Below are 14,955 nucleotides of genomic sequence, written 5' to 3' on the forward strand. Positions count from 1 at the left end.
TAAAGTCCTCACTACTAACCAATTATGGAAGGACTAAAGTCCTCACTACTAACCAATTATGGAAGGACTAAAGTCCTCACTACTAACCAATTATGGAAGGACTAAAGTCCTCACTACTAACCAATTATGGAAGGACTAAAGTCCTCACTACTAACCAATTAGGAATTCAAATTATCGCCGATTTTAACTGTACCGCTGTTGATGATTTTGGCTAAAACTCCTGTTTGTGCGTGACCGAATTCTTTTTGTAGTAAACTCAGTAGGGCTATATCTCGATCGCCCGTTTGTGGATTTACTTCTACGTTGACACAGCGACCAATTCGTGCAGTAACTTCGATCCGTGCCGCACCTAATTGAAACTTTTTTCCGATCAACTCAAATTCCGACCAAGCTGAAATGCCATCTAGCACAACGTTTGGGCGAAATCTGCCCACATCTATATTTTGCTGGGCGACTTCGGTTAATCGATCGAGTGTAGCTTGACTGAGGAGAGAAATATGTACCGGTTCTCGATCGGGATAACGAGTTTCGCCACTACTGTTACCGATTAACCGCAAAGGTACAAGCTGCGGGTGTCTCGCTTCTTTTGTTGGTTGAATCGCCGCCAGATAGTCGGTAAAAAAAGTGCTGATGCGATCGCGCCCCGCTGCTGTGTTCGTTTCTGCCGATAATACTGCAACTCCTTGACGCTTGACTGTTAAAACAGCCGTTTCCGGTTGATAATGGCATTCCAAAGCTGCTAGCAGAGGCCAATCGTTTTGAACCGCCAAATATTTTTTGCTAATCCAAGACGCGCTATCGGCGGGCATCTTTGCACCTTCAAGATAATCTGTAAATAGCAGTGCAAAAGCGCGATCGCCCTTAATACCGTGTCCTTTCGTTAAAGCAAACTCCGACATTGCTTGCGGTGTTAGTCCTTTAATTGGATAAGTAAATAACTGTTTGACTGTTGCTACTATCATAAAAATCTCGGAAATTGCTACAATTTTAACTTGAGATCTTCTTCCACCTTTATTAAGGTTATGCAGGCTAGTTTGATTGTCATGCTTAAGGTATGTAGTTGCGCTTCAGCGCTCTTTATAATATTAGGAAAGAGGGCTAAAGTCCAACAACGTACCTATTTCTCTTTAGTCAAGGTATGTAGTTGCGCTTCAGCGCTCTTTCCTAATATTATGAAAGAGGGCTAAAGCCCAACTACGTACCTGTTTCCATGATAACAATAAAACCACCGCAGACATTAATTTAACTCAACCTAAAAACCAATTAAGCTAGCAATTCATAGCGGCGAATATCTGGAGGTGCAACTGCTAAACCGTCTAATTTCTTCACGGCGGCTTGAATGTGAGTTGAAGCGAGATGCTGTTCGAGCAAAGCTGCACTTTCCCACTCTTCAACGAAGGTAAAATCTGTAGGATCAACTTTATTTTGGAGAAGTTCGTATTTGATGCAGCCTTCTTCTTGCCGAGTTGGCTCCATAATGCTCAGCAGTAGAGATTTAAGTTCTGCTACTTTGTCGGGAAAGGCTACGAGGCGTGCGACTACTCGCAAGTTTGGTGTGGACATAGGAGAAAAAATCAACAGATATGGCGATCGAATTTACCGAATATTTATCGGGCAAACTCTATTAAACACGATTTTATATCATGTCTGCGGTGACCACAACAATTAAATAGGTTCGTAGTGAGGACTTCAGTCCTCATCCAAGAAAGGACTGAAGTCCTCACTACAAACCTTTTTTCTTGGTGTATTCTACCTTCTTCCCTCTACCTTCTTCCCTCTACCTTCTTCCCTCTACCTTCTTCCTTCTACCTTCTTCTCAATCTTTGGGATAAAATCGCTTGTTGTCTGTAGAATATTCCCAGGCGATCGCCTCCGGGTCTTTTTCGCTACTCCACTGAGCAAACTCTGGCTTAACTTTCCATTTGCCGATCGTACTTGCATGAACCTTGAACCTGCGGGAAAGTTCCGTTTGGGTAAAAGAGATTTTGGGCTTTTGAGGAGTCTTGGTTTGAGCAATCGGAAATAAATTTGGTTTTTTATCTTGTGCTTTTTCCCGATTTGTGGGAGGCTCTTGAACAGCTACTGTTGCATTAGGTATTTCGCTTTGAGTGACAGTTGGAGCTATTTGAAAATAATACAAAATTCCGCCTTCTTCGGTTACTTGAAAATCGGCGGCAAACTCAAGAGCCCGTTCGTCGAGATATTCTTGAACCTTGTCTCCGGGGAGTTTCGCATTCATCGCCAAATCCAAGGCCGTAACTCGCCCTTGATTTTCCTTGATCAACCTGTAGAAAACCGAGTCTAAATGAGCGAGTCTGTGTTTTTGCTGCTGCTGGTAAAGCTTGTAAGCCCAAGCAATGCCCGCTGTGGTGGCGATCGCCCAAAACATCGTTCCCGACTCGAAACTGGCAACCGCCGTCAAGCAAATAGGCAAAAGCAGGGTAAGATATCCCCAAATGCTGCCCTTCTGTTGGTTATTGCTGTTTTTGACCATAGTTCCTAAACGGCTACGTAGTTTAGTTTAGCAGAGCGTGTCTGAAAGCCGCAGGAGTGTTTTGACACTGGATATCTCGATCGCCCTTGCCAAAAAACGGATACCGTCCAACGTACTCCTGTCAAGCGATCGCTTCCAATTTTACAGCCCAGTTCAAGCCCCCAGATTCAGATCGAGGAGTAAATCTCAAATCTAAAAATGGAAAATCGACTGAAACACTCTACTACAACATCCTATAATTTACTTTTTGCAACCGAGGATTCATGTACTTTTTTCGCAAACAGATTGCCATCCTGTTCGTAGTTTTTGCTTGCTGTACGCTGACGATTAGTTGCAGCGGCGATAACCGAACTGTCCAGTGTACCAAACTTATTGCAATTGTCACCAAAGGCAGCGCTCTCATCAATTTTAAGAACGGCACCTACGATGCTGCAACGAGCAAGAACTTAGCTAAAGATTTGAACCAGACAGCTAAAGAAATTGAAGCTTTGCGAATCACAGATGCAACCCTCAAAGAAATTCAGGGGCCGTCGGTTAAATATTTCCGGGACATGGGTCAAGGACTCGGCGATATAGGTAAAGCTCTTGAGGCAGGAAATCGGGCTTCTACAAGTATAGAAGGTCGAGAGCAAATCAAAACAGCTCAAGCAGATATTATCCAAGCCGGACAGCGGGCAAATCAAGCAGCCAAAAGTCAAGATGTTTTGACTGCCAAACTGATTAATTATTGTAAGAGCGATCGCTAATTCAACAGTTGACAGTTGACAGTTGACAGTTGACAGTTGTAGAGCGACCTCTACCTATAAGTCAGAGGATTGAAACAGTGAATAATTTTGTTTTATTTCCCCCTCGAAGGAGGAGGCTTTAAACAGTTGACAGTTGACAGTTGACAGTTGACCATGGGAAAGCGATCTCTACCTAAAAGTCAGAGTATTGGAGTAATGAATAGTCCGATCGTAATTTCTACGCCCAAGGGAGAGGCTTTCAATCAATTCTTTCTGGTAAACCCATTCTTCTTGGTAAGTAATTACAAAAACAAGCAGAACATCAATTAGACTACCCAGCAAGATGTTATTGTTTTTGGCGATCGCCTAGATCACAACCAATCACCAATGACAAAATTCAATGATGAATTTCTAGATTCAAAATATAGGAACCGAGTTGTACTTTTTCCGACCACAACTCATATTCTAACCGCAGGTGTTCCGGTTCCGGCTTGCCTGTCAGGGTCAAGTTGCGGGTGAAGTTTCGGAGGCGCAACTGTTCGGGAGTCGCCAGCGATTCGCCCTGAAGCCAATAACGGCTCAAGCCGTACATTCCGCGTTCCCAGCAGTGGCGGTAACTGTACTTGCCGTTTCCTTGCATCGTCATAATCACTCGATAGGGCGAAACTTCCAGCCACAGCAACCGGGGTTTTGTAGTTGTGGGCAATATAGCGACTTGCTCGGCAGAGTCGTCGGATTCGTCGGCAACTTGGCGATCGAGTATTGCTGGTTCGTGCAACAACAAGTGAAAGCGATCGCGGTCTTTTTGATACAGGGTACCAGCGGTTTCAACAACTGACCACAAAGGTAAATCTGTGGATACCAGCGATAAACTTACGGGCTTGCGATGGTGCGTCAGCATAAATAAAAGTGTACGAGTTATTGTGGTTCGGGCAGTTTGAGATTTGAGATTTTAGAGTTTTGATTTTAGATTCTAGATTTTCTCGGCTCCAAATTCCGGAACTTTTGATTAAAAAACATACAAAATCTACAACTCGCAGTCAGAAACATAAATTTTTTCAGTCCAAAGTCAATTATCCGATCGATAACTCAGAGCTGAACCTGAAATCTCAGCAGATATACGGACTGTAATTGTGAAATTAAGGTAAAATCCATGCAGTGGTATCTCCTCTCCCCTGTAGCCCATCGCAGTTTTAGCAAATAATGGAACTGTATCCACCTGCTCCCAACCCTTATGCAGTCTGTCATTCCCCAATCTAAAATTTAAAATCTAAAATCTAAAATGGTATGACTTAGGACTGGGAAAAGGTTAGGATAGCTAACGCCGTCCCATCCTAGTCTATCTCATGCAAGCTGCCATTATAACTACTTCGCCCCAGAGCGAAAGTCAAACTTTAAGCATTCAAAAACCTGCCTCGGGCTTGTCGCTGGGAGGCAGGATTCGAGTTCCGGGCGATAAGTCGATTTCTCACCGCGCTTTGATGTTGGGTGCGATCGCCCGCGGTGAAACGACAATTGAGGGACTGCTGCTAGGAGAAGACCCCCGCAGCACTGCTAAATGTTTCTCCCTTCTGGGAGCATCGGTTTCGGAACTCAACGAGGAACGGGTGACTGTCCGGGGCGTTGGAATTGGTGAGTTACAGGAGCCTCTGGAAGTCTTGGACGCGGGTAATTCCGGCACGACGATGCGGTTGATGTTGGGAATTTTAGCCTCTCATCCGGGGCATTTTTATGCGGTAACGGGTGACAGTTCTTTGCGATCGCGCCCCATGTCGCGCGTCATTAAGCCGCTGCAACAAATGGGCGCGCAAATTTGGGGTAGAAAGAGCAATTCTTTAGCTCCTTTAGGGATACTCGGACAGCAGTTAAAAGGGATTCACTACCATTCTCCGATCGCCTCAGCTCAAGTTAAATCCTGCATTTTGCTAGCCGGTTTGATGGCCCATGGAGATACTACAGTCACAGAACCCTCTCTTTCGCGGGATCACAGCGAGCGGATGCTGCGGGCGTTTGGAGCTAAATTAACCGTCGATCCAGAAACTTGTAGCGTGACAGTCAGTGGCGGAGCGCAACTGCAAGGACAGAATGTAATTGTACCGGGAGATATTAGTTCGGCGGCCTTTTGGCTAGTTGCTGGGGCGATCGTCCCAGGTTCCGAACTCGTAGTCGAAAACGTCGGCGTCAACCCAACTCGTACAGGTATTTTGGAAGCTTTGGAGATGATGGGCGCCGACATTGAACTGCAAAATCAGCGAGATGCTGCGGGGGAACCGGTAGCAGATATCTTGGTTCGCTTTTCCCCACAGTTGCGGGGATGCACCATTGCTGGCGACTTAATTCCCCGACTGATTGACGAAATCCCGATTTTGGCAGTAGCCTCCGCCTTTGCGTCGGGTACTACCATCATTCGAGATGCGGCCGAGTTGCGAGTCAAAGAGAGCGATCGGCTGGCCGTGACTGCTGCGGAACTCAACCGCATGGGAGCCAAAATTACCGAGTTACCAGACGGTTTGGAAATTACCGGGGGAACTCCGTTAACTGGCGCGGATGTTGACAGCTACACCGATCACAGAATAGCGATGAGTTTGGCGATCGCAGCCCTCAGCGCCACAGGCGTTACTAACATTCACCGGGCCGAAGCCGCTGCCATTTCCTACCCCGACTTTACCGCCACTTTGCAACAAGTTTGCCATCCAAATTGAGAGGGGGAGAGGGGAAGATTTGGAAAATATTCCCGGGAGTATGTCATTTTTTCAAAAAACATTTTTTTTACAGTGCTGTCCCCGCTCGCGAGCTGATATAGACCGCGAGCGGGGAAGCTCGCACTACATATCAAATGCAAAACTGAGATGCTCTCTATATTCCCTCTTTCTTCTGTCAACCCTTGTCTAAGCGAGCTGTCAACTGTCAACTGTCAACTGTCAACTGTCTAATTAAGAATCTCGACCGACAACTTGTTCTTTTAAAGAATCAATTTCCGTTAACAACTCTTTGCGGCTAGTAGCATTGAGCAAATAGCGGTAGACAAACCAACCCGTATATCCGATACCAATCAACTCAAAAAAGGGAGCTACCAAAGGGACATCATTAAGAGCATCTAAAACTCCCAGCGTTACCTTAATACTAATAGCGCCTGCCAGGATTAAACCAATAGTTACCAGAGGTTTTTGATATTCAACAAAAAAGGTTGAGAGATAAGCTGGAAGCTCGGACAAAATTGTGAGAATTCGATCTTTAATATCTTGGGACTGGCTCTCTGATGTTTCTGAGGTTGTCATTGTAGTGATGACCCCCGGCTGTTCATTCACTAGGTCTACAGTCACAACTTCAGTGATGGTTTGCGTGTCGTCAGAAAAGTTAGCTTGGTTCATGGGATAGTTCCTCCGTTGTCAAGTAAAATTGCACGCTTTGAGTTACTGCCAGTATGATTATCCGGCAATTAGCACAGCATTAATGCTACTGGGGCTAATTGATGAGATTAAGGCAGAGCTTCACCAATTGCAAGCAAAAATAACGATATGTGTTGATTCTAAACAATTGCCACTGTTGACAAATCGCTCTTTTGGCTCATTTTTTGACTTCCCTGAGGTCGATTTGATTGGCACAAGTGCGTCCTTGTTCAAAATCGGTGATATTGCCGATCGTGGTTTCAGCGATATTTTGCAACGCTTCCTCGGTGAAAAAAGCTTGATGTCCGGTAATCAGGACGTTGGGAAAAGTCAGCAAGCGCTGAAATACGTCGTCTTGAATCACCTGATTTGACAAATCCTCAAAAAACAGATCCGTCTCTTGTTCATACACATCTAAGCCGAGGTAGCCAATTCTACCAGACTTCAGTCCTTTGGTAACAGCTTTAGTGTCGATCAACTGACCGCGACTGGTATTGATCAACATCATCCCCGGTTTCATTTGCCCGATCGCCTCTGCACCGATTAAATGATAAGTTTCTGGTATCAGCGGACAGTGGAGGCTGACAATATCAGAGTTGGCGAACAGTTGGGCCAGCGCCACGTATTCCATCCCCAAGGCTAAGCAATCAGTGTTTGGGGAAACATCGTATCCCAGCAAGCGACAGCCGAATCCGTGCAGAATTTTGGCAGTTAGCGCCCCTATTTTGCCAGTTCCGACGATTCCCACCGTTTTACCGTGGAGGTCAAAACCCAACAAGCCGTCTAGGGCAAAATTCCCTTCGCGGACTCGGTTGTAGGCGCGGTGGATTTTGCGGTTGAGGGACAAAATCATTGCGACTGCGTGTTCGGCGACGGCGTAGGGAGAATAAGCGGGAACTCGGAGAAGAGTTAAGCCTAAATCGCGGGCTGCTGCTAAATCGACGTGATTGAATCCGGCCGATCGCAAAGCCAACAACCGAACGCCATTTTGGGCGATCGCCCGGAGCGTTTTTGCGTCCAAAGAGTCGTTAACGAAGGCGCAGACTGCCGGAAATCCAGCAGTCAGAACGCTAGTTTCCAAGTTCAGGCGCGGTTCAAAAAACACCAACTCGTGTTTGTCGGCGTTGGCTGCTGTCAGAAAAGTGCGATCGTAGGATTTGGTGCTGAATACGGCTACCTTCATGATTTTTGCCTGCAAATCCAGTAATAGTTGGCGATTCCTTCCAGATTAACTCTCTTTCCTTACCACCACCCCATTCCCTCAAAAAACTTGGCTTCCCTGAGAAATATAGCGTTTGGCGACTATAGCATTTCTGAAGCAACCCGATTTTTAGCCCGATCGCAAATCCTGGTGACGTTAGAAAAAAAACTGCTTAAACTATAGTAAAGCACGAGCCTTCACTTACTAAGTTTTTAGGATAACTCAGATGCGAAAACAACTCAAAACAATAATTTATGAAATCTTAGAATTCTCAGAAAACAAGAATTTCTACAGTTTACTAGATGACATTTTTATCACCTGTTTGATTTTGATAAATGTCGCAGCTTTTATTGCTTCTACTTCGCCTCACTTGTCGCAGGAGTACAAAGTATTTTTGGAAAATATCGAAATTGTTTCATCCTTAGTGTTTACAATAGAATATGCTTTGAGGTTGTGGGTGTGTACCGTCGATCGCAGATACAGCCACCCACTTTGGGGAAGATTTAGATACAGTCTGACACCGCTAAGCATAATCGATTTAATCTCAATTTTGCCATTTTACGCCTTGCTATTGTTTCCGAATTTAAGCTTCGTTAATTTAATTCGACTCCTCCGTTTGTTGCGCTTGCTAAAAATGAGCCGTTATTCAGAGTCTGTAAGAACTCTAGGAGCAGTATTGTATGCAAAAAAAGAGGAGTTAATCGCCACTGCATTTGCCGTTTTCATTCTGTTAATATTTGCATCTAGCGTCATGTATTTTGTTGAATACGAAGCGCATCCAAAAGCTTTTGGAAGTATCCTCGATTCAATGTGGTGGGGAGTTGTGACATTGACAACTGTCGGCTACGGCGATATTTATCCTATCACTCCTTTAGGTAAATTGTTAGGAGCAATGTTAGCATTTTTAGGTATAGGAATTTTTGCACTGCCGGCTGGGATAATTGCTTCGGGTTTTTCCGAGGAAGTGCAAAGGAGAAAACAAGAAAAAATTGGGGCAAATTTAGACCAATCTGCTAATTGTCAATCGGTACAAATGCTCGGGGAAGTCGAGATTGGTTTTGAACAACAGCAAAGGGCGATCGCGCTTTACGTCGAAAGTTCCGCCGACTTAATGCAAATGTGCATCAACTCAGCGAAACAGAAGCTAGGAAGTCATATTGAGAATGAAGAAGTTCTTCGGGATTTAGCTATTCATCTGTACAACGAAACTGTTCGCAAATTCCAGCTTTAATCGAAGCTAAATATTATCTATCGATTACAGGTTCGTAGTGAGGACTTTAGTCCGCATTCCTGAAGGACTGAAGTCCTCACTACGAACCAATGACTAATTACCAATCTGGCGGTAAATTGTAATATTCAAGAGTCGATCTATCTTTGAGCAATTCTTGAGTTTGTTCATCCACCCGAATCTGACCATCAGCCAAGATTAACGCCCTTTGAGTCGTTTTCCCAATCCAGTTCAAATCGTGGGAAGCGATCAAAATTACCTCGATCGGCAATTGCGACAAAACCTTAGCCAAATGCCTACGCCACGATGGATCTAGTCCATTTGTTGGCTCGTCTAAAATTAAAATTGCCGGCTCTAATGCTAAAATAGCCGCTAATGCTGCTAACCTTCTTTGACCCCCAGAAAGCTCGTGGGCCGAACGGTTAGCAAATTCTACCAAACGGAATTCGTCTAATAAGCTTAAAGCCCGATCGCGCGCCATCTCCAAAGATACCCCATAATTGCGCGGCCCGAACATCACATCCTCTAAAATAGTTGGCATAAATAGCTGATCGTTAGCATCTTGAAAGCAAAACCCAATCTGCCTCCGCGCTTCCGATAAAGTTGCCTGTTCTAGCTTAATTCCCTGCACTATAACCTCGCCAGATTGAGGCATTTTCAAGCCGATTAAATTTTCCAGTAAAGTGCTTTTGCCAGCACCTGTTAAACCAAGTAGAGCAACTCTTTCTCCCGGTTGTAAGGTGAAGGAAATTCCTTGCAATACAGGTTTTTGCTGCGGATATCCGAATACTAAGTCTTGCACTTCGATTGTTGGCGTCATTTTGAGATTAGTCAATTTTTGTTTACCTCGATTTTGGGATTAAGAGTTTTTAACCGCAGAGGGCGCAGAGAGCGCAGAGAGAGGAATTGAGAAGGTAAAAGGTAAAAAGTTAAAATATAGATGCACGAATTAATCAATTCCCAATGCCCTATGCCCAATTCCCATAAGAAGCTATTGTTAATCCGACTGCGGTTAAAATCGTGACTGTGAGCCAGAATCGCTCTTTTGATGTTGATTTTGACTCGGTGGGTAAAGTTCCTTTGTAGCCGCGAATTAGCATGGCTGCGTGGACTCTCTCGGCGCGATCGAGACTTCGCAAATAAAGAGCTCCTATCATTGAAGCACTGGCGTATCTCAGCCATCCTACGCTACCCGACAAACCTCGCAGTTGAGCGGATCGTTTCATCCGGTTGACTTCTGCGAGCAATATTTCTAAGTATTGTCCAGCTAAAAGCACAATCTCTTGTAAGCCTGCTGGTAGGGGCAATCCTTTCAGGGCAATTCCGAAACTGTGGGGCGGCAAAGTTAGCAGAAAACTGTTCATAATTAGCAGGCAAATGAGGGAACGCAGCAACAGAAAACTCGCTCGTTCCCAACCTTGGGGTAGCACTAATAAGGAGAGGAAAATTAATTCTGCTCCTAATAGTTGCAGCAGGGTTCGCAGCGGTGCTTTCAGCCAAAGTGACCAAAAAAGTGCGATCGCCCCATAGATGCCCAGCCACAGCCAAGCACCCATTTTCATAAAACCAATCCCAATCACAATTGTGAGAGACAGTCGCAATCGAAAAGGTATTGATAATTTAAGCATCTTTAGATTTCACCAACTGAGCAATCCCAAAAGCCGTACCGAAACAAATAGCAGAGCCTAAAACTCCAGCAATGCTAGTACCTATTGGTTGTTCTTCTAATCCTTTAACACCGTAACCAGCTAGAGGAGTTGGAATCTCAATCGCCACAGCTTCTTTATCTTTAAAACCGTATTGTTCTGCTACCGCTTCTAACCCATCAGGCCAACTTGAAGCAAACAGCGAAAGCACACCACTAATTAATAAAACTCCAATTACTGGCACTAGCCATTTCTGTAATTGTGGCTGTTCTCCTGGTAACAAATCCGGCCGTACTTTCACGAGATAAGTTAAAACGCCGCCTGTAATTAGCCCTTCACCAATGCCAATTAAAATATGTATGCCTACCATTGCTGGCAATGCGATATTCAGCGGTACTGTACCAGAAATTGCCAATTCAATAGCCACACAAATCGAAGCGGACACAACACTGAGGGCGGCCGCAATCCCCGCAGCTAGCGGCAAGCGATTTCTGGAACCTCCCAATAGTTGCTGCAATGGCTGCAACAGCCACCAACCCACCCAAATTCCGACTAGCCCCATATTAAAAATATTCGCTCCCAGTGCGGTGATGCCCCCGTCGGCAAACAAGACGCTTTGAATTATAAAAACCGTACTCATCGCCAGAGTTGCCGCCCAAGGGCTACCCAAAACCACGGAAGCTAGCGCGCCTCCCAACAAGTGCCCGCTGGTGCCACCTGCTACAGGAAAGTTAATCATCTGGGCCGCAAACACAAAAGCCGTGGTTAAACCCATGACAGGAGCTTGTCGCAACCCAAGACTGGCGCGGGTTCGATTTAGGGCAACTGCAATAACTGCTGCGCTTGCTATGCCCGTGGCAATTGCTACGGGCGGTGAAAGAAAACCATCAGGTATGTGCATCGATATCTCCAAAACATGAGAACTCCCAACCTTTTAGTCAACTCTTTTTTACAAAACTTTACAATCCCCTCTGGGGGGATTTTTGCCGATTTTGGTTTCAGAAGCCACGTATTATCGGCTTTTTGATAACTATTATCAATAATTCGCGATCGACCAGGCAGTAAAATTCATGAACAGTAAGGCTTTTATGCAAATATTAAAATAAAATTAACAAAAGACTGAAAGTCAATAATTAGTTTTATTATCTGTTTTTGAGAATAACTTGCATTACTAGCTTTTTAAAAGAAGCAGCAAAAATGCTCATTAGCTAGTAAAACTAAAAGTTTTGGGTGCTCTAAAAACTAAAAAGCCGGATTCTATTGCTAGTTAATGTCGTTTTAGCAGTATTTTAAGGCGATCGATCGCGTGAATGTGCGATCGGTCTTTTCCGTGCGGCTTAATTCTCAATAACATCAAAAAACTGATGCAATTATTCTCAAATAAGTTCCTGAACAATCCAAACTCAAGGAGGCCCAGCAGTGGTACAACAATCAACACCAGATTCAACTACCGATTTAATTCCATCTGAATTTCCCAGACAATTAGATATCGCTCAAGTTTCCGTCTATGGGCTGAGTATTTTATCCGCTGGTTTATTTCTGTTTATGCCCTTCGTTAACGTACTCCATCCCAGCCCTTGGCAACGGTGGATGGGAACCATTCATGGCATGGGTTCAATGTTGGCATTAGTAGTCATGGCTTATACCGGACACTTAGCATTTCCCTTGCTACGAGGAGTCGGTAAAATTTTGCCGCAAATGCGTACATTAGCCTTTTGGTCAACTCTTTTGAGTTTTTTAGCCATTGCTACTGGCAACTTATCATATATGCGCTATCGAGCAGGCGCAGATTTTGGTGGAGCTCGCGCTTGGCTGAAATCAAACTCACCTTTAGTCCAGTATGTTTTGATGGAATACCACGAATTTACCGTGCTATTTACCTTGCCATTAGCAGCAGCTTGCACCTGGATTTTGTGGTACTACGGCGACTCAATTTTAGAGAAAAAGAACCGCCCAGTTTTAACAGCTACTTGTGTAGCTTTGATGGGAATCATGTTTTTTGCAATGGGTGGCATGGTGAGCGGACTTGGTGTTGCCAAAATTCGCGCTCTCTAGTTAGTTTTTAGCTTGACTAATGACTAACAACTAATAACTAATAACTCAATCTAGGAAATACTCAAATGACTCGACAGCTATCCCGCGACAAATCAGCGGCAAATGAACCTATTTACGGCAAAATCTGGAGCAATCTCAAAGAATTTCCACAAGGATTAGCTGAGGGAGCAGCAACTCCGCCGAGTAATTCTGGCCCGGCTGCTGCTGCATTAATTAGTGCTGGCATTGGTTGTTTCACAATGATGGTGAGTCACCACTTAGGGGACACATCCAAAGAGATAAACGAAATGCTTTGGAATCTCGGCACTTGGATTCCCGGAAGCAAAACTGGCAATGAAATGTGGGGAAATATCGGCAGTTACACGGGCAAGGAAACTATGTTGCTTATCGGTTGGCTGATCAGTTGGCCAATCCTGTATGCAATTTGGAAGCATAAAAGTGTTAAAAGTCGGACCATATTTTTCTGGACATCTGCTTTGCTAGTGGCTGCCACAGCTATGTCTTGGCATCCTTTGTTCCCCTATTTGCCGTTAATTTAAGTAATACGAGGTTTGATGATGGAAACACAAAATAAGCCACTTCCGGCGAGGGAGATGCACAAATTCGTTTGGGGTTGTGTAGGAGTTTTTACTCTTGGATGCGTGACTTATCCCATTGCTATGTGGCGCGTCACTCAAATGGAAAAGTTTCGTGGTATTTATGTCAAGTCTTTGACAATTGAGGGCAAAGAACCCGCGAAGAAGGTGGCAGATGCTAGCATTGTTGCTAAGGTAGCGGAACCAGCTATTGCCAGTAGCCCAGCACCTTCGGCTTTAGTGGTTGATAGTACAAAAAAACTGCCTGAAAAGTCTCCTGAAATTGTGCCTGTTGCGAATAAGTCTCCTGAAACGGCTATTGCAAGTAGCCCTACAGATAAGACTGTCCAAGCTTTACCTGTGTCAGCGGGTAAGCAGGATGTTCAGGCGGTTGAGGTCACTAATCAGACAGCGGAAATTACCGATCGCACCAAACTAGATGAGTTAGCTCTAAAAGTGTACGATCGCATAAATCAAACGTGGCAAGGTACTCCCACATTTACTCAAAATCTAGTCTATCGAGTCAGTGCAAGTCAAGACGGGGCGATCGGCAACTTCGAGCCCCTCAACCAACCAGCCAAGGATTACACCCAAGAAACCCCCCTGCCAAATCTGCTCAAATCTGCCCAAACTACCAGCAGCAGTGCAATACCCGTAGCTAAATTGACAGTAGTATTTGCACCTACTGGAACCTTAGAAGTTAACCCCTAACTCAGATACAACATCCGTCTCGTAAGGTGCATAATTTGCACCTTACTTTTGCTTGTTAACTAAAATGTGATATTATAAACACCACCCTGTTAAGCATTCTACCTCTCAGACAACAAATGAAAGAACTTGACGAGAAAAAAACCCAAGAACTGCTATGCACCATCATGGAATGGGAACTAGCAGGAGTAGTGCGCTACACCCACTATGCACTCATGGTGACAGGGCCAAACCGAATTCCCATCGTGCAGTTTTTTCAAGCACAAGCAACCGAATCCCTACTCCACGCCCAACAAGCCGGAGAAATTTTAACAGGTTTAGACGGACATCCCAGCCAAAAAATTGCCCCCATCGAAGAAACATACAAACACTCCATCAAAGACTTGTTGGAAGAAAGTTTAAATCACGAGAAAAAAGCGCTCAAAAAGTATAAATCCTTACTTGAAGTCGTCACAGACTCCAGCGTTTATCTCGAAGAATACGCCCGCACCCTAATTGGACAAGAAGAATTGCACCAAGTGGAACTAAAAAAAATGCTGCGGGATTATAGTTGATTTAGTCATTAGTCATTAGTCATTAGTCATTAGTCATTAAGGGTAGGGTGCGTGGCTACCTTGAATCCCTTAAAAAAATAGATGATCTCGGAGCGACGCACCTTGCTATTGTTCAATACCCCGGACTGTTTTTTGAGCAGCGACCCAAAGCCTCATTCTACCGTTAATATTTCACAGAGGCTGGAGCCCAGAACCCCCATTCTACCCTTGGTCATTGAAAACTGTCCGGACTATTGATTGTTAGTTGTTATTGATTGCGATAGATAGCAGCTTCTGAATAACCTATGACTATTTGACTAATCACCAATAACCCTTCGACTCCGCTCACGGTACTGCAAATAACTAATAACCAATAACTAATAACCAATAACTAATAACCA

16 protein-coding genes are annotated in these 14,955 nt (G+C 44.5%); 7 read left to right on the plus strand and 9 right to left on the minus strand.

Features of this window, described 5'->3' with window-relative positions; genetic code table 11:
* Window positions 1–158: 158 nt before the first annotated feature.
* From QZ918_RS04450 to QZ918_RS04460, 3 genes are all read right to left on the minus strand, one after another.
* On the minus strand, window positions 159–962 hold the full coding sequence (locus QZ918_RS04450; RefSeq protein WP_293331583.1) for an MOSC domain-containing protein: 804 nt from the start codon (window positions 960–962) through the stop codon (window positions 159–161).
* A 301-nt stretch (window positions 963–1,263) separates the two neighbouring features.
* Entirely contained in the window at window positions 1,264–1,563 is a 300-nt protein-coding gene (locus QZ918_RS04455) for a putative quinol monooxygenase (protein ID WP_293153548.1), read from the minus strand.
* 253 nt (window positions 1,564–1,816) lie between these two features.
* A complete protein-coding gene (locus QZ918_RS04460; protein ID WP_293153551.1) occupies window positions 1,817–2,494 on the minus strand; it encodes a superantigen-like protein SSL4 in 678 nt (225 codons plus the stop codon).
* A 263-nt stretch (window positions 2,495–2,757) separates the two neighbouring features.
* On the opposite strand from QZ918_RS04460, the gene QZ918_RS04465 reads away from it, so the two are divergent.
* A complete protein-coding gene (locus QZ918_RS04465; protein ID WP_293153554.1) occupies window positions 2,758–3,240 on the plus strand; it encodes a hypothetical protein in 483 nt (160 codons plus the stop codon).
* A 376-nt stretch (window positions 3,241–3,616) separates the two neighbouring features.
* On the opposite strand, the gene QZ918_RS04470 is transcribed toward QZ918_RS04465, so the two are convergent.
* On the minus strand, window positions 3,617–4,120 hold the full coding sequence (locus QZ918_RS04470) for a hypothetical protein (protein ID WP_293153557.1): 504 nt from the start codon (window positions 4,118–4,120) through the stop codon (window positions 3,617–3,619).
* Between the two features lie 445 nt (window positions 4,121–4,565).
* On the opposite strand from QZ918_RS04470, the gene aroA reads away from it, so the two are divergent.
* Window positions 4,566–5,921, plus strand: a complete 1,356-nt coding sequence (gene aroA, locus QZ918_RS04475) for a 3-phosphoshikimate 1-carboxyvinyltransferase (RefSeq protein ID WP_293331586.1) — start codon at window positions 4,566–4,568, stop codon at window positions 5,919–5,921.
* 231 nt (window positions 5,922–6,152) lie between these two features.
* Here aroA and QZ918_RS04480 read toward each other — a convergent pair whose 3' ends face one another.
* Window positions 6,153–6,590 (minus strand): CAAD domain-containing protein, encoded by a 438-nt coding sequence (locus QZ918_RS04480; RefSeq protein WP_293331589.1) that lies wholly within the window; start codon window positions 6,588–6,590, stop codon window positions 6,153–6,155.
* Window positions 6,591–6,786: 196 nt separating this feature from the next.
* Window positions 6,787–7,791, minus strand: coding sequence for a 2-hydroxyacid dehydrogenase (locus tag QZ918_RS04485; protein WP_293331592.1), 1,005 nt, complete (start codon window positions 7,789–7,791; stop codon window positions 6,787–6,789).
* A 244-nt stretch (window positions 7,792–8,035) separates the two neighbouring features.
* On the opposite strand from QZ918_RS04485, the gene QZ918_RS04490 reads away from it, so the two are divergent.
* Window positions 8,036–9,040: an ion transporter gene (locus QZ918_RS04490; protein ID WP_293331595.1), complete on the plus strand. Its 1,005-nt coding sequence runs from the start codon at window positions 8,036–8,038 to the stop codon at window positions 9,038–9,040.
* 97 nt (window positions 9,041–9,137) lie between these two features.
* On the opposite strand, the gene QZ918_RS04495 is transcribed toward QZ918_RS04490, so the two are convergent.
* The 3 genes from QZ918_RS04495 to QZ918_RS04505 all read right to left on the minus strand — a co-directional run bounded on the left by QZ918_RS04495 (window position 9,138) and on the right by QZ918_RS04505 (window position 11,584).
* Entirely contained in the window at window positions 9,138–9,872 is a 735-nt protein-coding gene (locus QZ918_RS04495; RefSeq protein WP_293331598.1) for an energy-coupling factor ABC transporter ATP-binding protein, read from the minus strand.
* A 133-nt stretch (window positions 9,873–10,005) separates the two neighbouring features.
* Window positions 10,006–10,665 (minus strand): energy-coupling factor transporter transmembrane component T family protein, encoded by a 660-nt coding sequence (locus QZ918_RS04500; protein ID WP_293153575.1) that lies wholly within the window; start codon window positions 10,663–10,665, stop codon window positions 10,006–10,008.
* Window positions 10,658–11,584, minus strand: coding sequence for an energy-coupling factor ABC transporter permease (locus QZ918_RS04505; protein ID WP_293153578.1), 927 nt, complete (start codon window positions 11,582–11,584; stop codon window positions 10,658–10,660). Before QZ918_RS04505 ends, QZ918_RS04500 begins: the two co-directional genes overlap by 8 nt.
* A gap of 518 nt (window positions 11,585–12,102) precedes the next feature.
* Here QZ918_RS04505 and QZ918_RS04510 point away from each other — a divergent pair.
* From QZ918_RS04510 to QZ918_RS04525, 4 genes are all read left to right on the plus strand, one after another.
* Window positions 12,103–12,738 (plus strand): hypothetical protein, encoded by a 636-nt coding sequence (locus tag QZ918_RS04510; protein ID WP_293331601.1) that lies wholly within the window; start codon window positions 12,103–12,105, stop codon window positions 12,736–12,738.
* A 65-nt stretch (window positions 12,739–12,803) separates the two neighbouring features.
* A complete protein-coding gene (locus QZ918_RS04515; protein ID WP_293331604.1) occupies window positions 12,804–13,277 on the plus strand; it encodes a hypothetical protein in 474 nt (157 codons plus the stop codon).
* Between the two features lie 15 nt (window positions 13,278–13,292).
* Window positions 13,293–14,024, plus strand: coding sequence for a hypothetical protein (locus tag QZ918_RS04520; protein WP_293331607.1), 732 nt, complete (start codon window positions 13,293–13,295; stop codon window positions 14,022–14,024).
* Between the two features lie 116 nt (window positions 14,025–14,140).
* Window positions 14,141–14,575: a ferritin-like domain-containing protein gene (locus QZ918_RS04525; RefSeq protein ID WP_293153590.1), complete on the plus strand. Its 435-nt coding sequence runs from the start codon at window positions 14,141–14,143 to the stop codon at window positions 14,573–14,575.
* Window positions 14,576–14,955: the final 380 nt, after the last annotated feature.

Source organism: Microcoleus sp. CAWBG58, assembly GCF_020883045.1.
Lineage (GTDB): Bacteria > Cyanobacteriota > Cyanobacteriia > Cyanobacteriales > Microcoleaceae > Microcoleus.

What these genes read in the sequence shown, in the direction of transcription:
- QZ918_RS04450 (WP_293331583.1), bottom strand. Translation starts at nt 962, where the DNA reads ATGATAGTAGCAACAGTCAAACAGTTATTTACTTATCCAATTAAAGGA.
- QZ918_RS04455 (WP_293153548.1), bottom strand. Translation starts at nt 1,563, where the DNA reads ATGTCCACACCAAACTTGCGAGTAGTCGCACGCCTCGTAGCCTTTCCC.
- QZ918_RS04460 (WP_293153551.1), bottom strand. Translation starts at nt 2,494, where the DNA reads ATGGTCAAAAACAGCAATAACCAACAGAAGGGCAGCATTTGGGGATAT.
- QZ918_RS04465 (WP_293153554.1), top strand. Translation starts at nt 2,758, where the DNA reads ATGTACTTTTTTCGCAAACAGATTGCCATCCTGTTCGTAGTTTTTGCT.
- QZ918_RS04470 (WP_293153557.1), bottom strand. Translation starts at nt 4,120, where the DNA reads ATGCTGACGCACCATCGCAAGCCCGTAAGTTTATCGCTGGTATCCACA.
- aroA (WP_293331586.1), top strand. Translation starts at nt 4,566, where the DNA reads ATGCAAGCTGCCATTATAACTACTTCGCCCCAGAGCGAAAGTCAAACT.
- QZ918_RS04480 (WP_293331589.1), bottom strand. Translation starts at nt 6,590, where the DNA reads ATGAACCAAGCTAACTTTTCTGACGACACGCAAACCATCACTGAAGTT.
- QZ918_RS04485 (WP_293331592.1), bottom strand. Translation starts at nt 7,791, where the DNA reads ATGAAGGTAGCCGTATTCAGCACCAAATCCTACGATCGCACTTTTCTG.
- QZ918_RS04490 (WP_293331595.1), top strand. Translation starts at nt 8,036, where the DNA reads ATGCGAAAACAACTCAAAACAATAATTTATGAAATCTTAGAATTCTCA.
- QZ918_RS04500 (WP_293153575.1), bottom strand. Translation starts at nt 10,665, where the DNA reads ATGCTTAAATTATCAATACCTTTTCGATTGCGACTGTCTCTCACAATT.
- QZ918_RS04505 (WP_293153578.1), bottom strand. Translation starts at nt 11,584, where the DNA reads ATGCACATACCTGATGGTTTTCTTTCACCGCCCGTAGCAATTGCCACG.
- QZ918_RS04515 (WP_293331604.1), top strand. Translation starts at nt 12,804, where the DNA reads ATGACTCGACAGCTATCCCGCGACAAATCAGCGGCAAATGAACCTATT.
- QZ918_RS04520 (WP_293331607.1), top strand. Translation starts at nt 13,293, where the DNA reads ATGATGGAAACACAAAATAAGCCACTTCCGGCGAGGGAGATGCACAAA.
- QZ918_RS04525 (WP_293153590.1), top strand. Translation starts at nt 14,141, where the DNA reads ATGAAAGAACTTGACGAGAAAAAAACCCAAGAACTGCTATGCACCATC.